Origin of the sequence: Paenibacillus sp. FSL E2-0178, assembly GCF_038593005.1 — a bacterium.
Classification (GTDB): Bacteria; Bacillota; Bacilli; order Paenibacillales; family Paenibacillaceae; genus Paenibacillus_AQ; species Paenibacillus_AQ phytohabitans.
The window spans coordinates 4,849,196-4,868,969 of record NZ_CP151953.1 but is presented as its reverse complement, the minus strand read 5'-3'; the positions used below and the strand labels follow the sequence as shown (position 1 = coordinate 4,868,969).

Annotated in this window: 21 protein-coding genes and 1 riboswitch; of the genes, 9 read left to right on the top strand and 12 right to left on the bottom strand. The window is 51.9% G+C overall.

From position 1 onward, the window contains the following. Window positions 1–143 precede the first annotated feature (143 nt). The gene (locus MHI42_RS21165; protein ID WP_342420556.1) at window positions 144–851 is read left to right on the top strand and encodes a DUF4386 domain-containing protein; all 708 of its coding nucleotides are present in this window, start codon (window positions 144–146) and stop codon (window positions 849–851) included. On the opposite strand, the gene MHI42_RS21160 is transcribed toward MHI42_RS21165, so the two are convergent. From MHI42_RS21160 to MHI42_RS21140, 5 genes are all read right to left on the bottom strand, one after another. Continuing rightward, window positions 808–1,404 (bottom strand): Crp/Fnr family transcriptional regulator, encoded by a 597-nt coding sequence (locus tag MHI42_RS21160; protein WP_342420555.1) that lies wholly within the window; start codon window positions 1,402–1,404, stop codon window positions 808–810. The genes MHI42_RS21165 and MHI42_RS21160 overlap by 44 nt on opposite strands. A 63-nt stretch (window positions 1,405–1,467) precedes the next feature. Continuing rightward, window positions 1,468–2,844: an amino acid permease gene (locus tag MHI42_RS21155; RefSeq protein ID WP_342420554.1), complete on the bottom strand. Its 1,377-nt coding sequence runs from the start codon at window positions 2,842–2,844 to the stop codon at window positions 1,468–1,470. Window positions 2,845–2,994: 150 nt separating this feature from the next. Further along, window positions 2,995–3,074: riboswitch (glycine riboswitch) on the bottom strand. Window positions 3,075–3,539: 465 nt separating this feature from the next. Then, complete coding sequence (gene araA / locus MHI42_RS21150; RefSeq protein ID WP_039296120.1) at window positions 3,540–4,964, bottom strand: L-arabinose isomerase; 1,425 nt, start codon at window positions 4,962–4,964, stop codon at window positions 3,540–3,542. A 40-nt stretch (window positions 4,965–5,004) separates the two neighbouring features. Beyond that, a complete protein-coding gene (locus tag MHI42_RS21145) occupies window positions 5,005–5,700 on the bottom strand; it encodes an L-ribulose-5-phosphate 4-epimerase (protein WP_042140499.1) in 696 nt (231 codons plus the stop codon). A 3-nt stretch (window positions 5,701–5,703) separates the two neighbouring features. Next, window positions 5,704–7,317: an FGGY-family carbohydrate kinase gene (locus MHI42_RS21140; RefSeq protein ID WP_342420553.1), complete on the bottom strand. Its 1,614-nt coding sequence runs from the start codon at window positions 7,315–7,317 to the stop codon at window positions 5,704–5,706. A gap of 281 nt (window positions 7,318–7,598) precedes the next feature. Here MHI42_RS21140 and MHI42_RS21135 point away from each other — a divergent pair, with 281 nt between their 5' ends. The 7 genes from MHI42_RS21135 (at window position 7,599) to MHI42_RS21105 (ending at window position 13,456) form a co-directional block, all read left to right on the top strand. Beyond that, window positions 7,599–8,684 (top strand): GntR family transcriptional regulator, encoded by a 1,086-nt coding sequence (locus tag MHI42_RS21135; RefSeq protein ID WP_342424776.1) that lies wholly within the window; start codon window positions 7,599–7,601, stop codon window positions 8,682–8,684. Between the two features lie 88 nt (window positions 8,685–8,772). Then, on the top strand, window positions 8,773–9,030 hold the full coding sequence (locus MHI42_RS21130) for a GlsB/YeaQ/YmgE family stress response membrane protein (RefSeq protein ID WP_039296107.1): 258 nt from the start codon (window positions 8,773–8,775) through the stop codon (window positions 9,028–9,030). A gap of 168 nt (window positions 9,031–9,198) precedes the next feature. Then, complete coding sequence (locus MHI42_RS21125) at window positions 9,199–9,915, top strand: lantibiotic protection ABC transporter ATP-binding protein (protein WP_342420552.1); 717 nt, start codon at window positions 9,199–9,201, stop codon at window positions 9,913–9,915. Beyond that, a complete protein-coding gene (locus MHI42_RS21120) occupies window positions 9,908–10,636 on the top strand; it encodes a lantibiotic immunity ABC transporter MutE/EpiE family permease subunit (RefSeq protein ID WP_076243681.1) in 729 nt (242 codons plus the stop codon). Before MHI42_RS21125 ends, MHI42_RS21120 begins: the two co-directional genes overlap by 8 nt. A gap of 2 nt (window positions 10,637–10,638) precedes the next feature. After that, the gene (locus tag MHI42_RS21115) at window positions 10,639–11,397 is read left to right on the top strand and encodes a lantibiotic immunity ABC transporter MutG family permease subunit (protein WP_342420551.1); all 759 of its coding nucleotides are present in this window, start codon (window positions 10,639–10,641) and stop codon (window positions 11,395–11,397) included. A 29-nt stretch (window positions 11,398–11,426) separates the two neighbouring features. Further along, a complete protein-coding gene (locus MHI42_RS21110) occupies window positions 11,427–12,089 on the top strand; it encodes a response regulator transcription factor (RefSeq protein ID WP_039296094.1) in 663 nt (220 codons plus the stop codon). Beyond that, on the top strand, window positions 12,077–13,456 hold the full coding sequence (locus MHI42_RS21105; RefSeq protein WP_342420550.1) for a HAMP domain-containing sensor histidine kinase: 1,380 nt from the start codon (window positions 12,077–12,079) through the stop codon (window positions 13,454–13,456). Before MHI42_RS21110 ends, MHI42_RS21105 begins: the two co-directional genes overlap by 13 nt. A gap of 93 nt (window positions 13,457–13,549) precedes the next feature. Here the strand turns inward: MHI42_RS21105 and MHI42_RS21100 are convergent, their stop codons facing one another. From MHI42_RS21100 to MHI42_RS21080, 5 genes are all read right to left on the bottom strand, one after another. Beyond that, complete coding sequence (locus MHI42_RS21100) at window positions 13,550–13,945, bottom strand: VOC family protein (RefSeq protein WP_342420549.1); 396 nt, start codon at window positions 13,943–13,945, stop codon at window positions 13,550–13,552. Window positions 13,946–13,947: 2 nt separating this feature from the next. Beyond that, window positions 13,948–14,874 carry an NUDIX hydrolase gene (locus MHI42_RS21095; protein ID WP_342420548.1) on the bottom strand — a complete coding sequence of 309 codons (927 nt, stop codon included), beginning with the start codon at window positions 14,872–14,874 and terminating at the stop codon, window positions 13,948–13,950. A gap of 27 nt (window positions 14,875–14,901) precedes the next feature. After that, on the bottom strand, window positions 14,902–15,915 hold the full coding sequence (locus MHI42_RS21090) for an AAA family ATPase (RefSeq protein ID WP_342420547.1): 1,014 nt from the start codon (window positions 15,913–15,915) through the stop codon (window positions 14,902–14,904). Then, a complete protein-coding gene (pnuC, locus tag MHI42_RS21085; RefSeq protein ID WP_042140513.1) occupies window positions 15,912–16,589 on the bottom strand; it encodes a nicotinamide riboside transporter PnuC in 678 nt (225 codons plus the stop codon). The genes MHI42_RS21090 and pnuC overlap by 4 nt, the downstream gene beginning before the upstream one ends. A 210-nt stretch (window positions 16,590–16,799) precedes the next feature. After that, entirely contained in the window at window positions 16,800–17,222 is a 423-nt protein-coding gene (locus MHI42_RS21080; protein WP_342420546.1) for an Lrp/AsnC family transcriptional regulator, read from the bottom strand. A 161-nt stretch (window positions 17,223–17,383) separates the two neighbouring features. Here MHI42_RS21080 and MHI42_RS21075 point away from each other — a divergent pair, with 161 nt between their 5' ends. Further along, window positions 17,384–17,878: a VOC family protein gene (locus MHI42_RS21075; RefSeq protein ID WP_171717696.1), complete on the top strand. Its 495-nt coding sequence runs from the start codon at window positions 17,384–17,386 to the stop codon at window positions 17,876–17,878. On the opposite strand, the gene MHI42_RS21070 is transcribed toward MHI42_RS21075, so the two are convergent. Continuing rightward, window positions 17,823–18,806, bottom strand: coding sequence for an aldo/keto reductase (locus tag MHI42_RS21070; protein ID WP_171717697.1), 984 nt, complete (start codon window positions 18,804–18,806; stop codon window positions 17,823–17,825). The two genes, MHI42_RS21075 and MHI42_RS21070, sit on opposite strands and share 56 nt — an antisense overlap. Beyond that, window positions 18,803–19,651: an SDR family oxidoreductase gene (locus tag MHI42_RS21065; protein ID WP_171717698.1), complete on the bottom strand. Its 849-nt coding sequence runs from the start codon at window positions 19,649–19,651 to the stop codon at window positions 18,803–18,805. The genes MHI42_RS21070 and MHI42_RS21065 overlap by 4 nt, the downstream gene beginning before the upstream one ends. Window positions 19,652–19,774 lie beyond the last annotated feature (123 nt).

The following is a 19,774-nucleotide window of genomic DNA, read 5'->3' as shown; positions in this document are numbered from 1 at the left end:
TCGACATTTTCCGATGACTATCCTTTATTCAAAAATTTAATATTTAAAATTTAATCATGCCCTCTTAACTTAAGTCAATGAAGCCCTGCAGGCGCCTTAGTACAATATAACCACAATCAATAATCAATCAGGGGGTTATGCTAATGTCTGCTGCAGTGGCTCGAACCGGGGGAATATCGCTCATTGTAATGGCGGTTGCCGCGGCGCTCTCGTACGGATATGTCCAAGGGAGTCTGGTAGTGGATGGAGATGCCGCTGGGACCTTCGCCAATCTTCAGGCCTCTCCGTCGCTGTTCAGGGCCGGGATTCTGGGCTGGGTACTGATTATGGCCTGTGATGTGGCAGCTGCTTGGGCCCTATATCTGGTGCTGAAGCCTGTGCATCCGGGCCTGTCCCTGCTGGGAGCATGGCTGCGCCTGGCTTATACGGCAGTGTTGGGGGTTGCTGTCTCCAGTCTGATCGTGGTATCCCTTCTTACCGGTAACAGGGAGGTTGCACTTTCCGGCTTCACACGAGGGGAGCTGCAGGCCGAGGTCATGCTTAATCTTCATGCTTTTGAAGCGGTATGGTCGGCTGGTTTGATTCTGTTCGGGGGGCATCTGCTGATTATAGGTGTGCTGGCGTTATGGTCGGAGAATATTCCGAAGCCCGTCAGTGTGCTGCTGCTGCTGGCAGGCTTCGGCTATATTGTGGTACATCTGTGCGGCACACTTGTGCCAGGGTGTGGAGAATTCCTCCAAATCATCAAATGGGTGTTCATGCTGCCCATGACCGCAGGGGAGCTGGGGCTTGGCATCTGGCTGCTGTTCAAAGTCCCGGCTGCGCGTGTTCGCGCTCAAGCCGCTTCTTAATCCGGCTGAGCGACTCCGGTGTCATCCCGAGATAGCTGGCCAGCTGATGCTGGGGGACGCGGCTGATCAGGCCGGGCCTCCGATGCAGCAGTGCCTTGAGGCGGTCTTCGGGGGATGCCGCAATGAAGGCGGCGAATTCCGCCTGTACCTGTCCGAAGTTCTCCTCGATCATCCGGCGTGTCATCAGCTCCAGCTGCGTGTGTCTGGCGTACATTTCCCTCTCGGTATTCAGCGCACCGACAACCAGCACGCAGTCCTCCAGACAAGTCAGGCTGTATTCCAACGAAGCCTCCTCTTTATGCGCATTGAAGATAGCAATCGCCTGCTCCTCTGTGTAGAAGTTCGAGGTGATGTCGCGGCCTGTGACGTCAACACTATGCTGCCGTACACATCCTTTTAACACGAAATAGCAATGACCGGGAACCTCCCCCTGCCTAAGCAGAGTCGCTCCCTTGCTGTATTCCACAACAAGAATCTCATCCAGAATAGCCTGCTGCTGCTCTTCACTGAGGGAGGTCAGCCGGGTCATATATTGGAGTAATCTATGCTTCATGTTTCGGATTCCTCCTTATAACGCTGCTGACAACATGTCAGTAGCGTTTGAACATTCTTGCACTCATGTATTGATTATACTAACATCGGCATCACTTTTCTCCTTCTTGCTTCGCATGGAGTACAGGACGAACAACAGGATGAACCATAGGGGCGTAAACAGCAGCGCCGGACGGGTATCATCTGCGAACAGCATAATGATCAGAATAGCGGCAAACAACGTTAATACCGCATAATTGATAACCGGTGTGAACGGTGCTTTGAATTTGGACGAGGCATGTAAGTCCGGGCGGTTCTTCTTATACTTGATATGACATACGAGCACAACCCCCCACACCCAGATGAAGCAAATGGCGCTGATCGTGGTGACAATGCCGAAGGCCTGGCCCGGAATAAGCTTGCTGAGCAGCGCCCCGGCCGATATAACTATTGTAGAAATAAATAAAGAGTTAGCAGGCACATGATTTCGGTTCAGCTTGCCGAGCTGCGGGGATGCCTGATTCCTTCTGCTCAGATTATACAGAATCCGGCTGGTCGAGAACATCCCGCTGTTGCAGGCGGAAGCTGCTGAGGTTAAGACGACGAAATTGATAATGCCCGCAGCAACCGGAATCCCGACCAGGCTGAAGGTTCGCACAAAAGGACTTTCAGCTGCACTGAGCTGGGTCCACGGGTTAATGCACAGCAGGACGAAGAGCGCGCCTACATAGAAGAAGAGAATCCGCAGAGGAATTTTGTTAATCGCCGACGGAATATTTTTCTCCGGATCTGCTGTTTCTGCGGCTGATACACCCACAAGCTCCACACCGACATAAGCGAACACAACCATCTGGAAGGAAAATAAGAAGCCCTTGACACCGTTCGGGAACACACCCCCGTGCTCCCAGAGATTGCGGACCGTCACCGATCCCGCATCCGTCTTGAACCCGATGACCAGCAGAATGATTCCCAGGCCAATTAAGGCAAGAATCGTGACGACTTTGATGAGAGCAAACCAGAATTCGAGTTCGCCGAAGCTTTTGACCGTCAGCAGATTGAGTCCTAACAGAATAATCAGGCAGATGACGGCCGGCACCCACTGCGGGATATCGAACCAGTACTGCACATATACGCCCACTGCAATCACGTCCGCCATCGCCGTCATAATCCAGCAGAACCAGTAGGTCCAGCCCGTAATGAATGCAGCCCGCGGCCCCAGATAGTCTTCAGCAATGTCCGTAAAAGATTGATATCCCGCTTTGGAGAGCAGCAGCTCACCCAGCGCCCTCATCACAAAAAACACGGCAATTCCCACGAGTAAATACGTGATCATAATGGACGGCCCGGCCTGCTGAATCGCTCTGCCTGATCCCAGGAATAACCCTGTACCAATCGTGCCGCCGATAGCGATCAGCTGTACATGCCGGTTCGCCAAATCTCTCTTTAATTCTGTCTGTGCCATTGCCATTTTCCCCCTTAATGTGTACAACGCTTTGCTGCCAAATAACATAAAAAAGAGATTGGATGTCATCCAATCTCCCGGTTCATAAGAATATCAAAATAAGCTACCTGCGCCGCTGACCGTAATTAATCAGCATGACAAATACAAATTCCGTACTCTTCTGTCCTTTTGCCTGAGATTGTGAACCCTTCGGCGCTGCGGTCTCCCGCAGTCTCTCCAGAAGCTGCTCCTGCTATAGTGTGATCCATAGCAATCATAGCCCGTGTGATGTATTAAATTGGTGAAGCGTTAATGCATTCTGATATTCTAACATATTACTCGGCATGTGAGTATTGAACAGTGATAAAAGTCTCCTACCTATGGCTAGATCTCTAGGGTGCGCTCCTGCACTGCAGCGGCATAAATGTTGTACGTTTTGCAACTTGGATGCGCAGATACCCGGTTGTTTAGATAGATTGTTGTATGAAATACAAGAATTTCCACGCTAAACCGTATGAAGGAGGAGAAATGCTGCTTTTTGTACAACAATTTTCGATTTAGTCCAATTTAATGAAGCGAATGTTGTAGTTTGTACAGGATTTTAGAAAATCACGGGCACGGAGAATGAGTTTACCGGTAATATCTTGGCTCTGCATTAAAAAAAAGCAGACAGGCAATAGCCCATCCGCTCATTTGATCCAACATTATTCCGCTATTTATTTAATGATTACATAATCCAGGCCAACCAGCTTGGCGTAGGTAACGATCTGATCTGTAGTCAAGTTGAGTGACACCACCGTATGGTGACCGCCGCCGTTCTCGATCCATGCCTTAATTCCATCCTGGAAGTTAGGCTTCACCTGCCAGAGCACACGGGCCACTGGAAGATTCGGTGCCGGAACCGTCGGCTCGAAGGCAGTAACTTCGTTAATCAGCAGCTTGTAATGAGTGCCGAAGTCAGCCATCGATACCACAACGCCTTCGCCGGCCTTGCCGTCGAATACGAGACGGGCCGGATCTTCGCGGTCGCCGATACCCAGCGGAGACACAAGCACCTTCGGCTTGTTGCTGGCCAGGCTCGGGTCAACCTCAAGCATGTGGGACTGCAGAATCGCTTCCTGGCCGGCAGCCATTTCGTAGGTGTAATCTTCCATGAATCCGGTATTCAGGTTGTGGCTCATCACCTTCATCAGGCGGTCCAGGGCCGCTGTCTTCCAGTCCCCTTCGCCGGCGAAGCCGTAGCCTTGTGCCATCAGACGCTGAACGGCAAGACCCGGAAGCTGCTTCATGCCGTGCAGGTCTTCGAAGTTCGAAGTGAACGCATTGTAGTTTCCGGCATCCAGGAAGCGTTTGAGGGCAATTTCATAGCTGGCCTGTACCTTCACGCTGGCTTCCCATGCTTCTTTGCTGTATGAACCGTAATCGAAATCATACTGCTCTGCATATTCAGCGAACAGCGCATCAATTTCTTCTTCCTTCACTTCGTTTACATATGCAACCAGATCGCCGATTCCGAAGTAATCCACAGTCCAGCCGAACTGAATCTGGGCTTCTACCTTGTCGCCTTCGGTAACGCCCACGTTGCGCATGTTGTCGCCGAAGCGGGCCACTTTGATATTGAAGCTTTCGTTATATGCAACGGCAACGTCCATCCATTCGGCAATTTGCTTCTGGACTTCGGCGCGTTCCCAGTACCCTACTACCACTTTGTTCTGTTTCTTCAGGCGGGCATTGATGAACCCGTATTCACGGTCGCCATGGGCAGCCTGGTTCAGGTTCATGAAGTCCATATCCAGAGTAGCCCAAGGAATGCTCTCATTGTATTGGGTAGCCAGGTGCAGAAGCGGCTTCTGCAGCAGCTTCGTGCCGCGGATCCACATTTTGGCCGGGGAGAAGGTATGCATCCAGGTGATGACACCGGCAACCTCGTCACGGTAGTTGACTTCTTTCATGATCGAAGTGATTTTGTCTGCGCTGACCGCCAGATCCTGCAGCACCAGCGGATAAGGCAGCACACCGCTGTTATTGAGGGCATCCGTCATCTCCTGTGCATGAGCTTTGACTTCACCGAGGGCTTCTTCTCCGTACAGATGCTGTGATCCTACAACAAACCAGAATTGCTTAGCGCTTACTGTTGACATATTATTTCATCCTCTTCTCTTGGATAATATATAAATCAGATTATTTCTGACCGTAATAAGCGCCTTTACCATGTTTGCGCAGATAGTGTTTATCCAGAATCCGCTGCGGCAATTCTTCAGCGAAATGGTTCAGCTCGCGGGCAAAATGGTTCAGCTTGGACACTTCCTCCAGCACCACGCTGTTCATCACTGCATCATGGGCATTCTTCCCCCAGGTGAACGGGCCATGGCCTTTCAGCAAGACGCCGGGAACTGCCATAATATCAAGGCCCCGCTGTTCAAAAGTCTCAATGATCACGCGTCCGGTCTCCGCTTCATAGCCGCGGTCAACCTCCTCCTGCGTCAGGAAGCGTGCGCAGGGTACCGCCCCATAGAAGGTGTCGGCATGTGTCGTGCCCATTACAGCAACATCCAGCCCGGCCTGCGCCCAGATGGTCGCCCAGGTCGAATGCGTATGCACGATGCCGCCGATTTCTGCATAATGCTTGTAGAGTACCGCATGTGTCGGTGTATCCGAGGAAGGTCTCATCTCCCCTTCAACCACGTTACCGTCGAAATCCACTACGACCATATCGCTAGGCTTCATTTTGTCATAGCTGACGCCGCTTGGTTTGATGACGAATACGCCTTTCTCACGGTCAACTGCGCTCACATTGCCCCAGGTGTATTTGACAAGTCCATGCTTAGGCAGGTCCAGATTGGCCTCGAATACCTCTTCTTTCAGTTGCTCCAACATAGGTTAACCCCTCCCGTTTTCTACCAGATGATCTACAGCAGCCTGCTCGATCGCGATCCCTGCAGTGTAACGTTCCATGAATAGCTCGAAGCCCTTCACATCAGCCGCATCCGGATGGATGACTTGTCCTTCCACATCCTTAAATACCTTGTGGTCAAGGAAGTCATCCAGACGCTCCTGCTGTGCTTTGTTCTGCATGTAGGAGGCCAGAATCGCCATCCCCCATGCGCCGCCTTCTCCGGCTGTTGCCATGACAGAGACAGGGACGTTCATTGCAGCGGCAACGATTTTCTGCCCGACCACAGGAGTTTTGAATAACCCGCCGTGAGCCAGAATACTGTCGATGGACACTTGCTCCTGCTTGGTCAGAATATCCATTCCGATCTTCAGCGCGCCAAAAGCGGAGAATAAATGCGTCCGCATGAAGTTGGCCAGATTGAACCGGCTCTCCGGTGAGCGTACAAACAGCGGCCGGCCTTTCTCAATCCCGGTAATATTCTCCCCGGAGAAATACCCGTAGCTCAGCAGACCGCCGCCGTCAGCATCCGCCTCCAGTGCTTTATTGAACAGGACACTGAACAATTGCCCTGGGTCTGCCTTAAAGCCCATCGCCTCCGAGAATTCACGGAACAGGCCGATCCAGGCGTTGAGATCACTGGAACAGTTGTTGGCATGAACCATGCCGACCGGACTGCCGTCTGGAGTAGTAACCATATCAATCTCCGGATATACGGCTGTAAGATCCTTCTCCAGCACGATCATTGCAAACACGGAAGTGCCTACGGAGATGTTACCGGTCCGTTTGCGGACACTGTTCGTAGCAACCATACCTGTTCCGGCGTCGCCTTCCGGAGGACACAGCGGAATACCCGGCTGCAGCTCCCCGGACGCATCCAGAATTAACGCACCCGCTTCTGTTAATAGCCCTGCCTGCTCGCCCGCAGTATACACTTTAGGGAGAATATCTTTCAGCTTCCAAGGGTAGCCCTTGTCTGCAATGAGTTCATCGAACTGTGCAACCATCGCTGCATTGTAATCCTGCGTGGCCTCATCTATCGGGAAAACCCCCGAAGCATCGCCGATCCCGATCGCCTTGCTGCCGGTCAGCAGCCAGTGAATATACCCGCCCAGCGTTGTTACGAACTCCGCCTGAGGCACATGCTCTTCCCCGTTCAGTATCGCCTGATACAGGTGCGCTATGGTCCAGCGTTCAGGGATGTTGAACTGGAAGACCTCCGTTAATTCTTTGGCCGCAGCACCGGTTGTTGCATTACGCCAGGTCCGGAACGGAACCAGCAGCCCGCCTGCGCTGTCAAAAGCCATATATCCGTGCATCATTGCCGAGAACCCGATAGAACCAACGGTCGTAAGCGTAATACCGTATTTCTGCTGGACTTCCTGCTTCAGTTCACGGTAAGCCTCCTGCAGGCCCTTGATAATGTCTGTTAAATGATACGTCCAGTACCCGCCCTCAAGCAGATTCTCCCACTCGAAGCTTCCGGATGCGATGGTCTCAAACCGCTGATCAATCAGTACTGCCTTGATACGTGTGGATCCAAATTCGATACCCAGTGAAGTTTCTCCCTTAAGTATCGCTTGCCCGATGTTCTGATCCATGCCCACGTTACTCCTCTCTGAACCAAACTGTTATAATAGAAATGGAAAGAAGGCGCTTCCTTTATTAACAGACTTAGTATATTTTTTGTTCGTACATTTGTCAACATAACACACAAGATATACATACAAATTTTACAGAGAGAAATCCACATTTCCCTTGAAACGCTTATACATAGTAGACATTGGATTATAATAACGATATATTCATACTATAATGTGTACGTACAACTATTGCGGATATACCGATTCGTATATGAACAACCATGAAAGAAGTGAGCCGGGTGAAAACCAAATACCAGATTATTTTTGATGATATAAAAAGCAATATACTGTCAGGAACCTATAGTGTGGGCGAGCAGATTCCTACAGAATTAGCCTTGCAGGACACCTATGGTGTGAGCCGGCAAACCGTCCGGAAGGCTATCCTGGAGCTATCCAATGAGGGCTTTCTAAGAAGCGAGAAGGGATCAGGCACCTATGTAAGCAACCAGTTCCGGTCCAAATCGGGGGGCAACCCCAATACGAAAACCATCGGTGTCATCACGACCTACCTCTCAGATTACATCTTTCCTTCCATCATCCGCGGGATCGAGAGCAGACTTAACGAGGATAATTATTCGCTGCTGCTCGCCAGCACCAATAATGATGTCGCCCAGGAGAAGAAGGCGCTGGAAATGATGCTGTCCTTTGGAGTCGATGGTCTGATTATTGAGCCTACGAAGAGCAATCTGTACAACCCTAATATTGCATACTATCTGTCGTTCAAAGAACAGGATGTCCCGTTTATCATGATTAATGCTTATTATGAAGAACTGGAGGTGCCTTTCTTCTGTCTTGATGATGTGCAGTCCAGTTATCTGGCGACCAAAGAGCTAATCTCGAAGGGCCACACCCAGATCGGTATTATCGCCAAAATGGATGACCTGCAGGGCAAATACCGCATGAAGGGTTATATCAAAGCGCTTGGAGAAGCCAAATTACGCTTTCACCCCGAGCAGGTGCTGTCCTTCGATACCGAGTCCAAGCAGGCTCTGTCCGAGAATCTGAAGCAATTCCTGACCGATAACAGAGAGGTATTAACGGCTATTGTCTGCTATAACGATGAGGTTGGCCTGGAAGTCGTAAATGTGTGCAGACAGCTGGAGATTTCGATTCCGGAGGATTTATCAATTATTGGCCAGGATAATTCTTATATCGCCAAGAATGCGGGCATCAAGCTCACGACCTTAACCCATCCGCAGGAGCAGATGGGCCGTGATGCCGCTGAATGGGTTATTAAAAAGCTGCAGGGGAAGAAGGATTTGCGGAACAGCACCTATTATCAGCCTGTGCTGATTGAGGGGGAGACGGTAAGGGCGCTGGATTAGCAGGATTTAAAAAAATTATTCAATAAGCAGTTCACCTATTCCCTTTCCTAACATACCTTGAATAAACCACTGGAAAGGGGACAAATCAATGTATCTGCTCTGGGTGTTGATTATCGGCGGAATTATCGGCTGGCTAAGCGGCAATCTGATTGGACGCGACGTTCCAGGAGGCGTGCTGGGAAATATCATTGCCGGCTTTGTCGGCTCCTGGCTGGGTACCGAGCTGCTGGGGCCGAGGGGTCCCGTTGTTGGAGGATTCCATATCATTCCAGCCATTGTTGGTTCAATTATCGCCTTACTGATATTCTTTGCACTGGCCCGCGGGGGCGCATTCCGGAAACGTTAGAATCCCGCCGACTCTAGCTTCAGCTTCATAACAGAGACCCTCCTGCAGTACCGGGGAGGGTGTTTCTGTCATGCATAACCCTTCATTCTTGCGGGGGAATCCTCCGTTATCCTTATAGAATCCTTAGAATCTCCTCTTAGACTGTGGAGATAGAAAGGATGATATACTATGCAAGGCATTATTCTGGAAACCGAGAATCTGTGCAAAAGCTTCAAGCATCAAACCGTCGTGAGCAATGTATCACTTGCTGTACCGCGCAACTCGATCTATGGACTGCTTGGTCCGAATGGCGCCGGCAAATCAACAACACTCAAAATGTTCGCAGGCATGCTGCGCCCCGATTCCGGCAGCATCCGCATTCAAGGGCATGATTGGACCCGGAAGGACTTACGCAGAATTGGTGTACTGATTGAGGCGCCGCCGCTATATGAGAACCTGACCGCCCGTGAGAATCTCAAGGTACGTACACTTGCCCTCGGATTGCCGCAGTCCCGGATCGAAGAGGTGCTCACGACCGTGGATTTAGCCCGGACGGGGAAGAAACGTGCCGGACAGTTCTCCATGGGGATGAAGCAGCGGCTCGGCATCGCGATTGCACTCCTGAACCAGCCGGAGCTGCTCATCCTGGACGAACCGACCAACGGGCTTGACCCTATCGGGATTCAGGAGCTGCGGGAGCTGATCCGTTCCTTCCCCGGGCAGGGAATCACTGTCATTCTCTCAAGTCATATGCTCTCCGAGGTCGAACAGGTAGCGGATCAGATCGGGATTATCGCCGGCGGAGTGCTGGGATATCAGGGTGCCATTCCCCACGGCCAAGAGCTGGAAGCCTTGTTCATGCAGGTGGCAGCAGCAGGCCGGAGGGAGGTTGCGCCTCATGCTTAATCATATTAGGGCTGAACGTTTAAAATGGCGGCGCACCTTCATCCCCAGTCTGGTCTGGATCGCCCCTGTATTCACGATGCTGCTGTGTGCCATTCTAATGGGCGGAAGCTATTTTCAGACCGGGGCTTATAACTGGTGGTACACCATGCTCTTGCCGGGGGCGTTGACACTCACTTGTTCACTGGCTCTGCATAAGGATGCCAAGATGAAATACCGCGGACTGCTGGCACTTCCCGTCGATCCGAAGATCCTCTGGGCCGGGAAAATCATCGCCTGTGCGCAGTGGCTGTCCGCGGCTCTCCTCCTGTTCCTGATTGGCATTACAGCAGGGGGAATGCTGTTTGGCCAGACCATTCCATTGCTGAACAGCCTGGCCGGCAGCGCGCTGATCTTCATTACGTTTCTGTGGCAGATTCCACTGTGTCTGTTCCTGGCCGCACGGCTCGGATTATTCGCCGCTGTTCTGCTTAATATGTTCGGTACTGTCGTGGGCGTGGTTACCTTCGATGCCGGAGGACTGTGGGATTACATCCCCTATACGATTACTTTCAGACTCATGTGCCCGGTGCTGTCCATTCTGCCGAATGGCCTCCCGGTACCGGCGGACAGTCCGCTGAGAAGCACAGACATGATTCTGGCTGATGTGCTGGTCTCCCTGGTCTGGTTCGGATTACTGTTCCTGCTTACTGCACTATGGTTCCATAAGCAGGAGGCGAAGTAAAGATGGCCACACTACTGGGATTGCTGCGGGCGGATCTGCTCAAAACCCGGCACACACCGTTTCTGCTGATTCATCTGCTGGCCCCCTTAACCGGAGCTGCCGTGTTCCTGGCCTACTATTCTTACTCCCCATGGAGCGCCTCAGACAAGGCATTGGCATTCATGCAGTCTCTGGGCTGTGCCCTTCCTGCCCTGATCGGGCTCGTCTGCTCCATGGCGGCGGAACAGGAAGCGAATGCAGGACAGTATCAAGGAATGCTTGCTATGCCTGCGGCCAGAATCACAACCTATATAAGTAAGCTGCTGCTCCTGTTGTGTTTTGGCTTCGGAGCCGTCCTGTTCGCTTACAGCCTCTTTGGCCTGGGCTTTAGCAGGATTCTGCAGCAGGACAGACTGGGATTACCCTTTTACCTCACCGGGTCAGTTATTCTGTTCGGGAGCAATATATTTCTATACCTGCTTCACCTGACAGCCAGCCTGCAATTTGGCCGGGGGACTTCTATTGGAACGGGACTGGCGGGAAGTCTGGTATCCGCCTTAATGCTCACCGGACTGGGCGATTCGATCTGGCCCTATATCCCCTTCGCCTGGGGTGTCCGCTTCATCTCTTTATGGACAATCCACGCTTCCGGTATCACGTTATCCCCTGCCGTATCCGGCCTGAATACCGGAATTGCAGTCTGCATACCGGGCACAATCACCGCTTCCCTGCTATGCCTCTTATGGTTCAAGCGCTGGGAAGGACGATCAACGGAGAATTAGACCTACAACTAATAATTGAGGGAATGAATATGGCCAAAATACTCGTAGTAGACGATGAGCCCGCCATCCTGTCGCTGATTCGCAATGCACTCCGTACGGATCAGCACCTGGTGACGGTGATCTCTGATTCCACCCAGGTGCGCCAGTCCGACCTTGGCGCATATGATCTTATTATGCTGGATGTCATGATGCCGGGGGTGGACGGCTTTACCCTTTGCCGGGAGATCCGCGCGGCAGTGGATTGCCCCATTCTTTTTTTAACGGCCAAAACACAGGAAAGCGATCTGATGTACGGCCTGGGCCTGGGGGCAGATGATTATATTGTGAAGCCCTTTGGTATTGGGGCGCTGCGGGCACGGATTGATGCCCACCTCAGGCGGGAGGGCAGGGAGAAGCGGAAGGTGCTGTATCTGGAGAACGTACATTTCAATCTCTCCGGCAAAGAGCTGTTTGTCCAGGCGGACAAGGTGCCTCTGACCAAAAGCGAATATGAAATCTGCGAATTCCTGGCCCGCAGCCGCGGACAGGTCTTCTCCAAGGAACATATCTATGAAGCGGTCTTCGGGTATGACGGGGAAAGCGACAGCAGCGCTATTACGGAGCATATTAAGAATATCCGGGCCAAGCTGAGCAAATATGGAATGGATGTCATTGAGACCATCTGGGGGATCGGATATAAGTGGAAGCTGTGAAATTAACCAAAACCGTACGCCTTCGCACCTTTTTCCTGCAGTACCTTCTGTTCTTAAGCCTGGGAACGATCTTGCTGCTAGGCGTGCTGCTTGGCCTGTTCACGCTGGCTTTTGCCTGGGATGCCGTGCTGCCTGCAAACTATGCCGAGAAGGAGATTGCAGCGTTCAAGGAACGGCTGGCCTCAAGCGAAGCAGTAACGCCGCAGATGGTTCCGGACCGGGTCGATTATACCGTGTTCACCGGAGATGGAGCGCTGCTCGCCGGTAATCTGAAACGCCAGGAAGCAATACATGCCTGGGAGATCGTGCAGCATGGGGATAGCCAGGGCTCTCATTTCTATACAACCGCCCGGCACGGGCAGGAAATCTGGATATTCCGGTATAGCTTAACGCCGCAGTACGCCTCTTCCCTGCTGCGCAGCTATCTGCCGAATCCCCAGCTGCTGGCCATCCTGCTCTTCATCTTCGGTGTTTTGCTCCAGGCCGCCCTGCTTGCCGCTCTGTTCGGCAGCAGACTGTCGAAGAAAATGGCCGGGCTGCAGGAAGCGACCGGGCACATCCAGCGTGAGAATCTGGAGTTCACCATTAAACCCTCCGGAATCCGCGAGATCGATGAGGTGCTGGCCTCCCTGGACCGGATGAAGGAAGCCCTGAATACCTCGCTTAAGCGGCAGTGGGAGCTGGAACGATCCCGCAGAGAACAGATTTCCGCGCTGGCCCACGACATTAAGACACCGCTCACCATCATCCGGGGAAACGCAGAGCTGCTGCAGGAGACCTCACAGGATGATGCTCAGCGGGAGTATAACAGCTATATTCTCCGCAGTGCCGGGGACATCGAAGCCTTCGTTCAGGAGGTTATCGATCTGTCCAGCCTGCAGGCTGGGGCGGAGCGCCGGGAATCTCTTGTGCCAACAGGGGAAATTATTGAAGAATTGGAGCTGCAGCTGAAGGCCCTGTCCTCCGGGAAGAACCTGCATACCTCTGTCCAGAAGAAGAACCTGCCCGAGTTCCTCTTCATTAATAAAGAGCTGCTGCTGCGGGGGATTGTTAACGTGCTCGCGAATGCGGCAGAGCATACACCTCCGCAGGGAAGCATCGGTCTGCTCGTGCAGGGCGGTGCTGATGCTGTTCATTTCATGATCACTGATACCGGCCGCGGCTTCTCGCAGGCCGATCTGAAAGAAGCAACCCATCAGTTCTACAGGGGCGACCAGAGCCGAAGCTCCGGCAACCATCACGGGATGGGGCTCTACATTGCCCGGTCTGTGGCCGAGCAGCACGGGGGCAGCCTTAGTCTGGATAATGTATCCCCCTCCGGCGGAGGGAAGGTGACCATGAGCATTTCACAAACCAAGCGACCCTGATTCTCCTTGAGAGAATTGGGGTTGCCTGATTTGATCCCCTTTTTAGCCGCCCCGTTATACATACCTTCTTGCCCGTCAAATGCTCTTTATTGTTTATACAGAGCGGTTGACCGCAAAGAGGGAATGAATATTGCCTTCCGGATCTGCAAAAAAACCCGTGGTGTGTCCCCAGGGCACCACCTTCGGCGCTGTGATTCCTGTAGCCCCTTTTGCAACAAATTCATCGTATCTAATGTAGACATCCTCAGGAGAGTCACATTCGAAATTAAGCTCAAAGGCCTGTCCTTTACGCTCCTCTGCGTAGGAGTGATGACCGTTCGTGTTATCCGCCATTAAGGGTGCTGAGAAAATCGCTAGACGAACGCCGTCATTCTCAAATTCAGCATAATGATCCTCTTCAACAATAGCCTTAAATCCCAGAACATCACGATAGAAGCCAGTCATTCCAGCAACATCCAGGGCCAAAACCGTAATTCCTTCTAATTTCACTCTCACCCCTGTAACTCCACCCTTCTATCTTCATTGTCCTGTATATTGATCCAGTCTCTCTGATACAACCGGGAAGGCGATTGTCCGGCAATGTCCGTGGAGTGACCCGTTTCAGCCACCAGACCCGCCACCTTGTCCCGGAAGGCAGCCTCCGGCAGTTCTTTGTCCAGAATTACCTCATACACCGACTGCAGCTCCGTTAAGGTAAACAGCTTAGGCATTAAGTGCAGGGCGATGCCGGCTTCATCCGTTTCTTGGCGCAGCCGCTCGATGGCGCGGGCAATGATTTTCCCGTGATCAAACGCAAGTCCGTCATTGGACTGGATAGAGTAAGTGACTGACCTGGAGGCCGGCTTGGCTGTCACCGTCCGGTCTATAACCGCCGTCAGTTCTCCCTCTCCGGCACCCAGCTTAAGCTCGTAAGTAAAGGTTCTGACGTATCCTTCTTCCAGCAGCTCTTTGTGCTCCCCTAGAAGCCGGTAGCTTACCGTGAACCAGGCCGCGTCTTCGGCATCGTCCCCAGCCTTGATCTGGAACCGGCTGCTGTGAATCAAGGCCATATAGCTGCTGCTCATCACCCAGGTACGGGGGTCGCGGCCGGGATCGGTAACGGTATAGAGCTGCTCCAGGTATACATCAGCAACGCCGGTCTCCTCATACAGTTCACGCGCAGCCGCCTGCTCCCCGGTCTCATCCGGCTGGATGAAACCGCCCGGCAGCGCCCATTGTCCCAGGCAGGGGTGCCCTCCCCGGCGGATGAGCAGGATGCGTAGCTCTTTTTCCGCAAGCTTGCCATAGTCATCTGACTCCCTGTCCGTTACAGTGAAAATCACCATATCCGCCGCCACCGAAGGCCGCTCATAATTCCCTGCCCGGTATTGCTCCAGAAATTCACGTTCTGTAAATCCGTTACGATCTAATAATTCCAAGCGTCTCCGCCTCCCGGATTCTTTATTCTAGTGCTGCAGCTCTCCGAAATAGTTCTCATAAGGCTTGAACTTCGCAAGTACATCGTCTACCTTACGCATGCGTTCTTCCAGCGTCCCCCTAAGCGTAATGTAGGGAATCCGCCGCTCCTTCAAATCTGCTATGATCTGCTTGTGAAAAACATGCCGTTTCTGGTCCCCGCTGCGGTCCCAAGTATCGTCATAAGGAATATCGTCGTCGCACAGGAAAAACAGATCGTACCGCTGCGCATTCTCCAGCGCCAGCCGGGTTAGCAGCTCCGGAGCCCGGCCGTGGTAATCCAGGGCGTACATGTAAGTGGTAATCGCATTCGTATCAACAAACAGATACCGGTCTGCTGTAAGAAGCGCCTGTTCCTCCCGCTTGATATGGCCCACGGCAATGTCGTCAAAAGCCTCTATGCCGATCCGGCGGTCCACCTGATGCTCCGTCCAATAATCCCGCCCGTACTCGCTGGCAAAAGCCGTCCTATACTGTTCCGCCAGCGCTTCAGTAATCGTCGATTTGCCGGTAGACATCGCTCCTACAAACACAACCTTCGTAATTAGATCCCGGTATACAATGCCGCTTACATATTGCCGGTATTTAAAAGGATCAGAGCGGATCATGGTGGCCGATACCGGCACCTGCTGACGTGCTTCATCCACCCGCCGGTCTATTGCCCCCAGGGCAATGCTCATATGCCTGCCGTAGAACTCACTGGAATAAAAATGGGTTACCTGCTCGCCCTTCAGCAGCCCCAGAATATACTGCTCTTCCCGGATCTCATGCTCACGGTCATCGGAGTACCCGTCCGGACCATCCCACGCTTCAATTACCCGCACCGATGAGGGATACAGCCTGCGTATCCAGTTCGCCCGGATATGCAGCGGGACCGGAGAGACGGACGTTTCATAGATCACCACGATCAATTCATCGACCTCCTGCAGCGCCGTTTCGATCATGAGCTGGTGCCCTTTATGCAGCGGAGCAAATTTTCCGAGGGTTAATCCGAGTGTCTTCATGCCAGCGCCTCCTTAACCCCTTTGTTCCAGTTATAGTAGCCGTATACCGCGTTAACCAGATAGGCGCTCCACATGACAATCATCAGCAGACCTTCACCACTGCCCTCCACCGTCCGGATCACCCAGAGCAGCACCGTGAACAGATTCAGCACAATATAGACCAGCCACTGCTCCTTGAATCTCCGCACCATCAGAATCGTGGCCACTACGGATAACACGGTCGTGATGGCATCAATATAAGGTGAGTTCTGCGCCGGGATCAACGACAGGCTATACCCCAGCAGCAGCGCCCCGGAAATACAGACTGCCATTGTGAGGAGCATGCCTTTGGCCTCCATCTGACGCATCGACAGCTTGCCGCTCTGCATATTCTTCTTCCACATATAGAAGCCTACGACATTCATCGGCACGAAGAATAGCAGATTCAGCATAACCTCTCCGAATAATCCGTTAATATAAGCCAGGTAGGCATAGCCGAAGGTGTTATACATCCCAAAAGCATAACTCATCAGCTTTCCCTTCGCCGTAAGCACCACGCACAGCACCCCGGTAATAAAGACCGTGAACCCAAGAAACGAATCCTTGGAAACAATTGTAAAACCAATTGCAATCAAAGTAAATATAACCAGCCAGACGATTTCGAACCCATTCCAGTTCCCTGCAATCCTCTTCACGCTGCATCCCTCCGCTTTCTGCACCTATTCTTGATCGGATTAACTTATTAACATTTTGATAATTACATTTTGTTAATATCAAGATAACAGAAGCTGCGGCAGGATGCAAGCCCGATTCTCCTCTCGCCATAAAAAGAAATAGACCGCCCTCCTGTTTGGATAGCGGTCTGCTGTGCTATGATTCTCCAAGCCGAGTCTCTCAGGTATTCCTTACAGCAACACCCTGTTCTCCAGTATATTTTTCAGACTGATATGCGACTTGGAAGGGCCGAACTTAATCAGCGAATCCTGAAATTCAGCGAGCGCTTCAATCGATGCAGTCTGCACCTTCATGAGATAATTATATTCTCCGCTGATACGGAATAAGTCCGTTACTTCAATAGCCTCCCGGCAAAAGTCAGTGAGCTCGTGGCAATGCTCCGTCTTTAATAGGATAAAAGTTGTCGTCCCCCGGTTCAGCTCCCGCAGACTAAACGTCGTAACATAGCCGGAAATGATATTCTTTTCCTCCAGCTTCATCATTCTTTCTTTCACCGAAGGTTGCGACATGGCCACCTCTTTACTGATTTGAGCTACTGACATTCGCGCGTTGTACTGAAGTAAGGCCATGATTTTCTTATCAATGTCATCCATAAGATTATCTATCCTGAACACCCCCTTAGGTAATAAACCAAATTATTCGAAATACCTCATAATATAAGCCTATATTACTATAAATCCCTTGTTATTCACATGTATTTCAAGCTTGGTTATACCTATAATTAACCTATATTAGATAAGGGGGCGGTAATTAGATGGGCGTAAACGGTCTGGCACATGTAGCGATCCAAGCTAGAGATTATACAGCGACTATTGCATTTTATACCGGAGTTCTGGGGTTTAAGCGGGGCCATCACTGGAGTCTGCCCTCATTTCACATCCAGGAAGCTTCGATGCTGATTTCACCGGACGGCAGAACCTGCCTTGAAATTTTTGATAACGATGCCGTGATTCCTGCTCAGGGAAAGAAAGCTTCATCCGAAGAAGAAATAGCTCACGGAGCATTATTGCATTTTGCCTTTTATGTAGATAATGTGGAGGAAATATATCAAAAAGCCCTTGCTCACGGAGCAAGGACTTTCGTAGAACCGGATACCCTGTCACTTGGCGAACCGCCGCTGCTGGTGAAGAACGCACTCATTCACAGCCCTAACGGGGAAGTGATCGAATTTATCGAAGACGTTGATTTTGACGTTATTTCCCCAGCCGGTTCGCCAGCGCAGCCGGATAGCGGTCGCCGGAAATCCTGATGCCTGACAACGCACTGTCCAGACTGCTCAGTTCCTCAGGGATAAGCTTAATCTCGGTGGCTCCAAGATTCTCTTCCAGCCGTTCGAGCTTTCTTGTACCGGGGATCGGAACAATCCACGGCTTCTGGGCAAGCACCCAGGCCAGTGCAATTTGAGCGGGTGTGGCCTCCTTCCCGGCAGCAATTCTGCGTATAAGCTCCACCAGAACTTGGTTGGCTTCCATATTCTCTGCCTCGAAGCGGGGGGAAGCCGTCCGGTTGTCTGTACTGGCGAATGTGGTATTCTTGTCAATGGTCCCTGTCAGAAAGCCTTTGCCCAATGGGCTGAAGGGGACAAACCCAATCCCAAGCTCCTCTAACGCAGGCAGCAATTCTTCCTCGGGGCTGCGCCACATCATTGAATATTCACTTTGAACCGCAGTCAGCGGATGCACGGCATGAGCACGGCGGATCGTGATAACATCTGCTTCGGAAAGTCCCCAATGTCTGATCTTGCCCTGCTGAATAAGATCTTGTATGGCACCAGCGACCTCTTCAATAGGGACATCCGGATCGACCCGGTGCTGATAATATAAATCAATCGTCTCAACCTTAAGCCGCCGGAGGGAACCTTCAACCGACTCTCTGATTTTCTCCGGAGTGCTGTTAAGTATGGGCAGCCCCTGATCCGACATCAGGCCAAACTTCGTGGCAATCGTGATCTTTCCCTTAAGCGGGGCAAGCGCTTCGCCCACTAATTCTTCGTTCGTATAAGGACCATATAATTCAGCCGTATCAAAGAATGTTACTCCCCGGTCGAATGCCGCATGAATCAGCGAGATCATATCCTTCTTATCCGCCGAAGGGCCATACCCCATGCTCATCCCCATACAACCCAGTCCTATAGAAGAAACCTCCAGACCGTTACTTCCCAAGATCCGCTTGATCATAATGCATCCTCCTTCGGATAATTCGTGGAGAAGGCGAGTTCCTTCTGTGCCTCCAGCTCCGCAAGACGACTAGTGAGCGCCTGATGGATCACAGTATAAGAATCACTGCCAAGCGCAATTCTTTTCGGTGCGGGATGCTGGTCGGCGCTGTCGATCATGATCTTAACCATTTTGGCCGGATCGCCCATGGGAACGATTGTGCTGTCTCCGAAATTGCTTCTTGCTTTAGCAGCAGGAGTGCCTTCATAGGCTTCCATCCCGGGAGCCAGCTGCGCGCTGTGATCTTTGAAGTTCGTCCGTGCTCCGCCCGGCTCCACAAGGGTAAGACCTATATTAAAGGGAGCCACTTCCTGCATCAGCGCTTCGATGAAGCCTTCGATGCCCCACTTTGTAGCGTGGTACAGTGATCCTCCCGGGTACGCAGCTTGCCCGCCTACCGAAGAGAGCTGAATGATCCGGCCGCCACCCTGAGCGCGTAAGTGCGGTAAGGAAGCGCGCACCAGCTGAATCGATCCGACAAGGTTAGTATTAATCTGATGGGTGATTTGCTCATTGGTTAATTCTTCAGCGGCACCAATAAGGCCGTAGCCTGCGTTACTGACAACAACGTCAATCTTACCCAACTGGTCAAAAGCCTGATCAACGACCGCATAGATAGCCGGAGTGTCGGTAACGTCAAGCTGGGCTACCCACAGAAGCTCCCCATGCTTCGCCTTAAGATCATCCACTGAGTTCATATTGCGGACAGTACCGGCTACGCGGTCGCCACGCTCCAGAAGCTGCTCCGTCATATGCCGGCCGAAGCCGCTATTGATGCCTGTGATAAACCAAGTCCGTTGTGCCATCGTCCAATCCTTCTTTCATGAGAGTTCCGGTCCGCTTAATTGACTAACCGGTTAGTCAAATATAGACCTGTCTAACCGGTTAGTCAAGTGATATACTATTCAGTAATAATCGGATTACCGCAA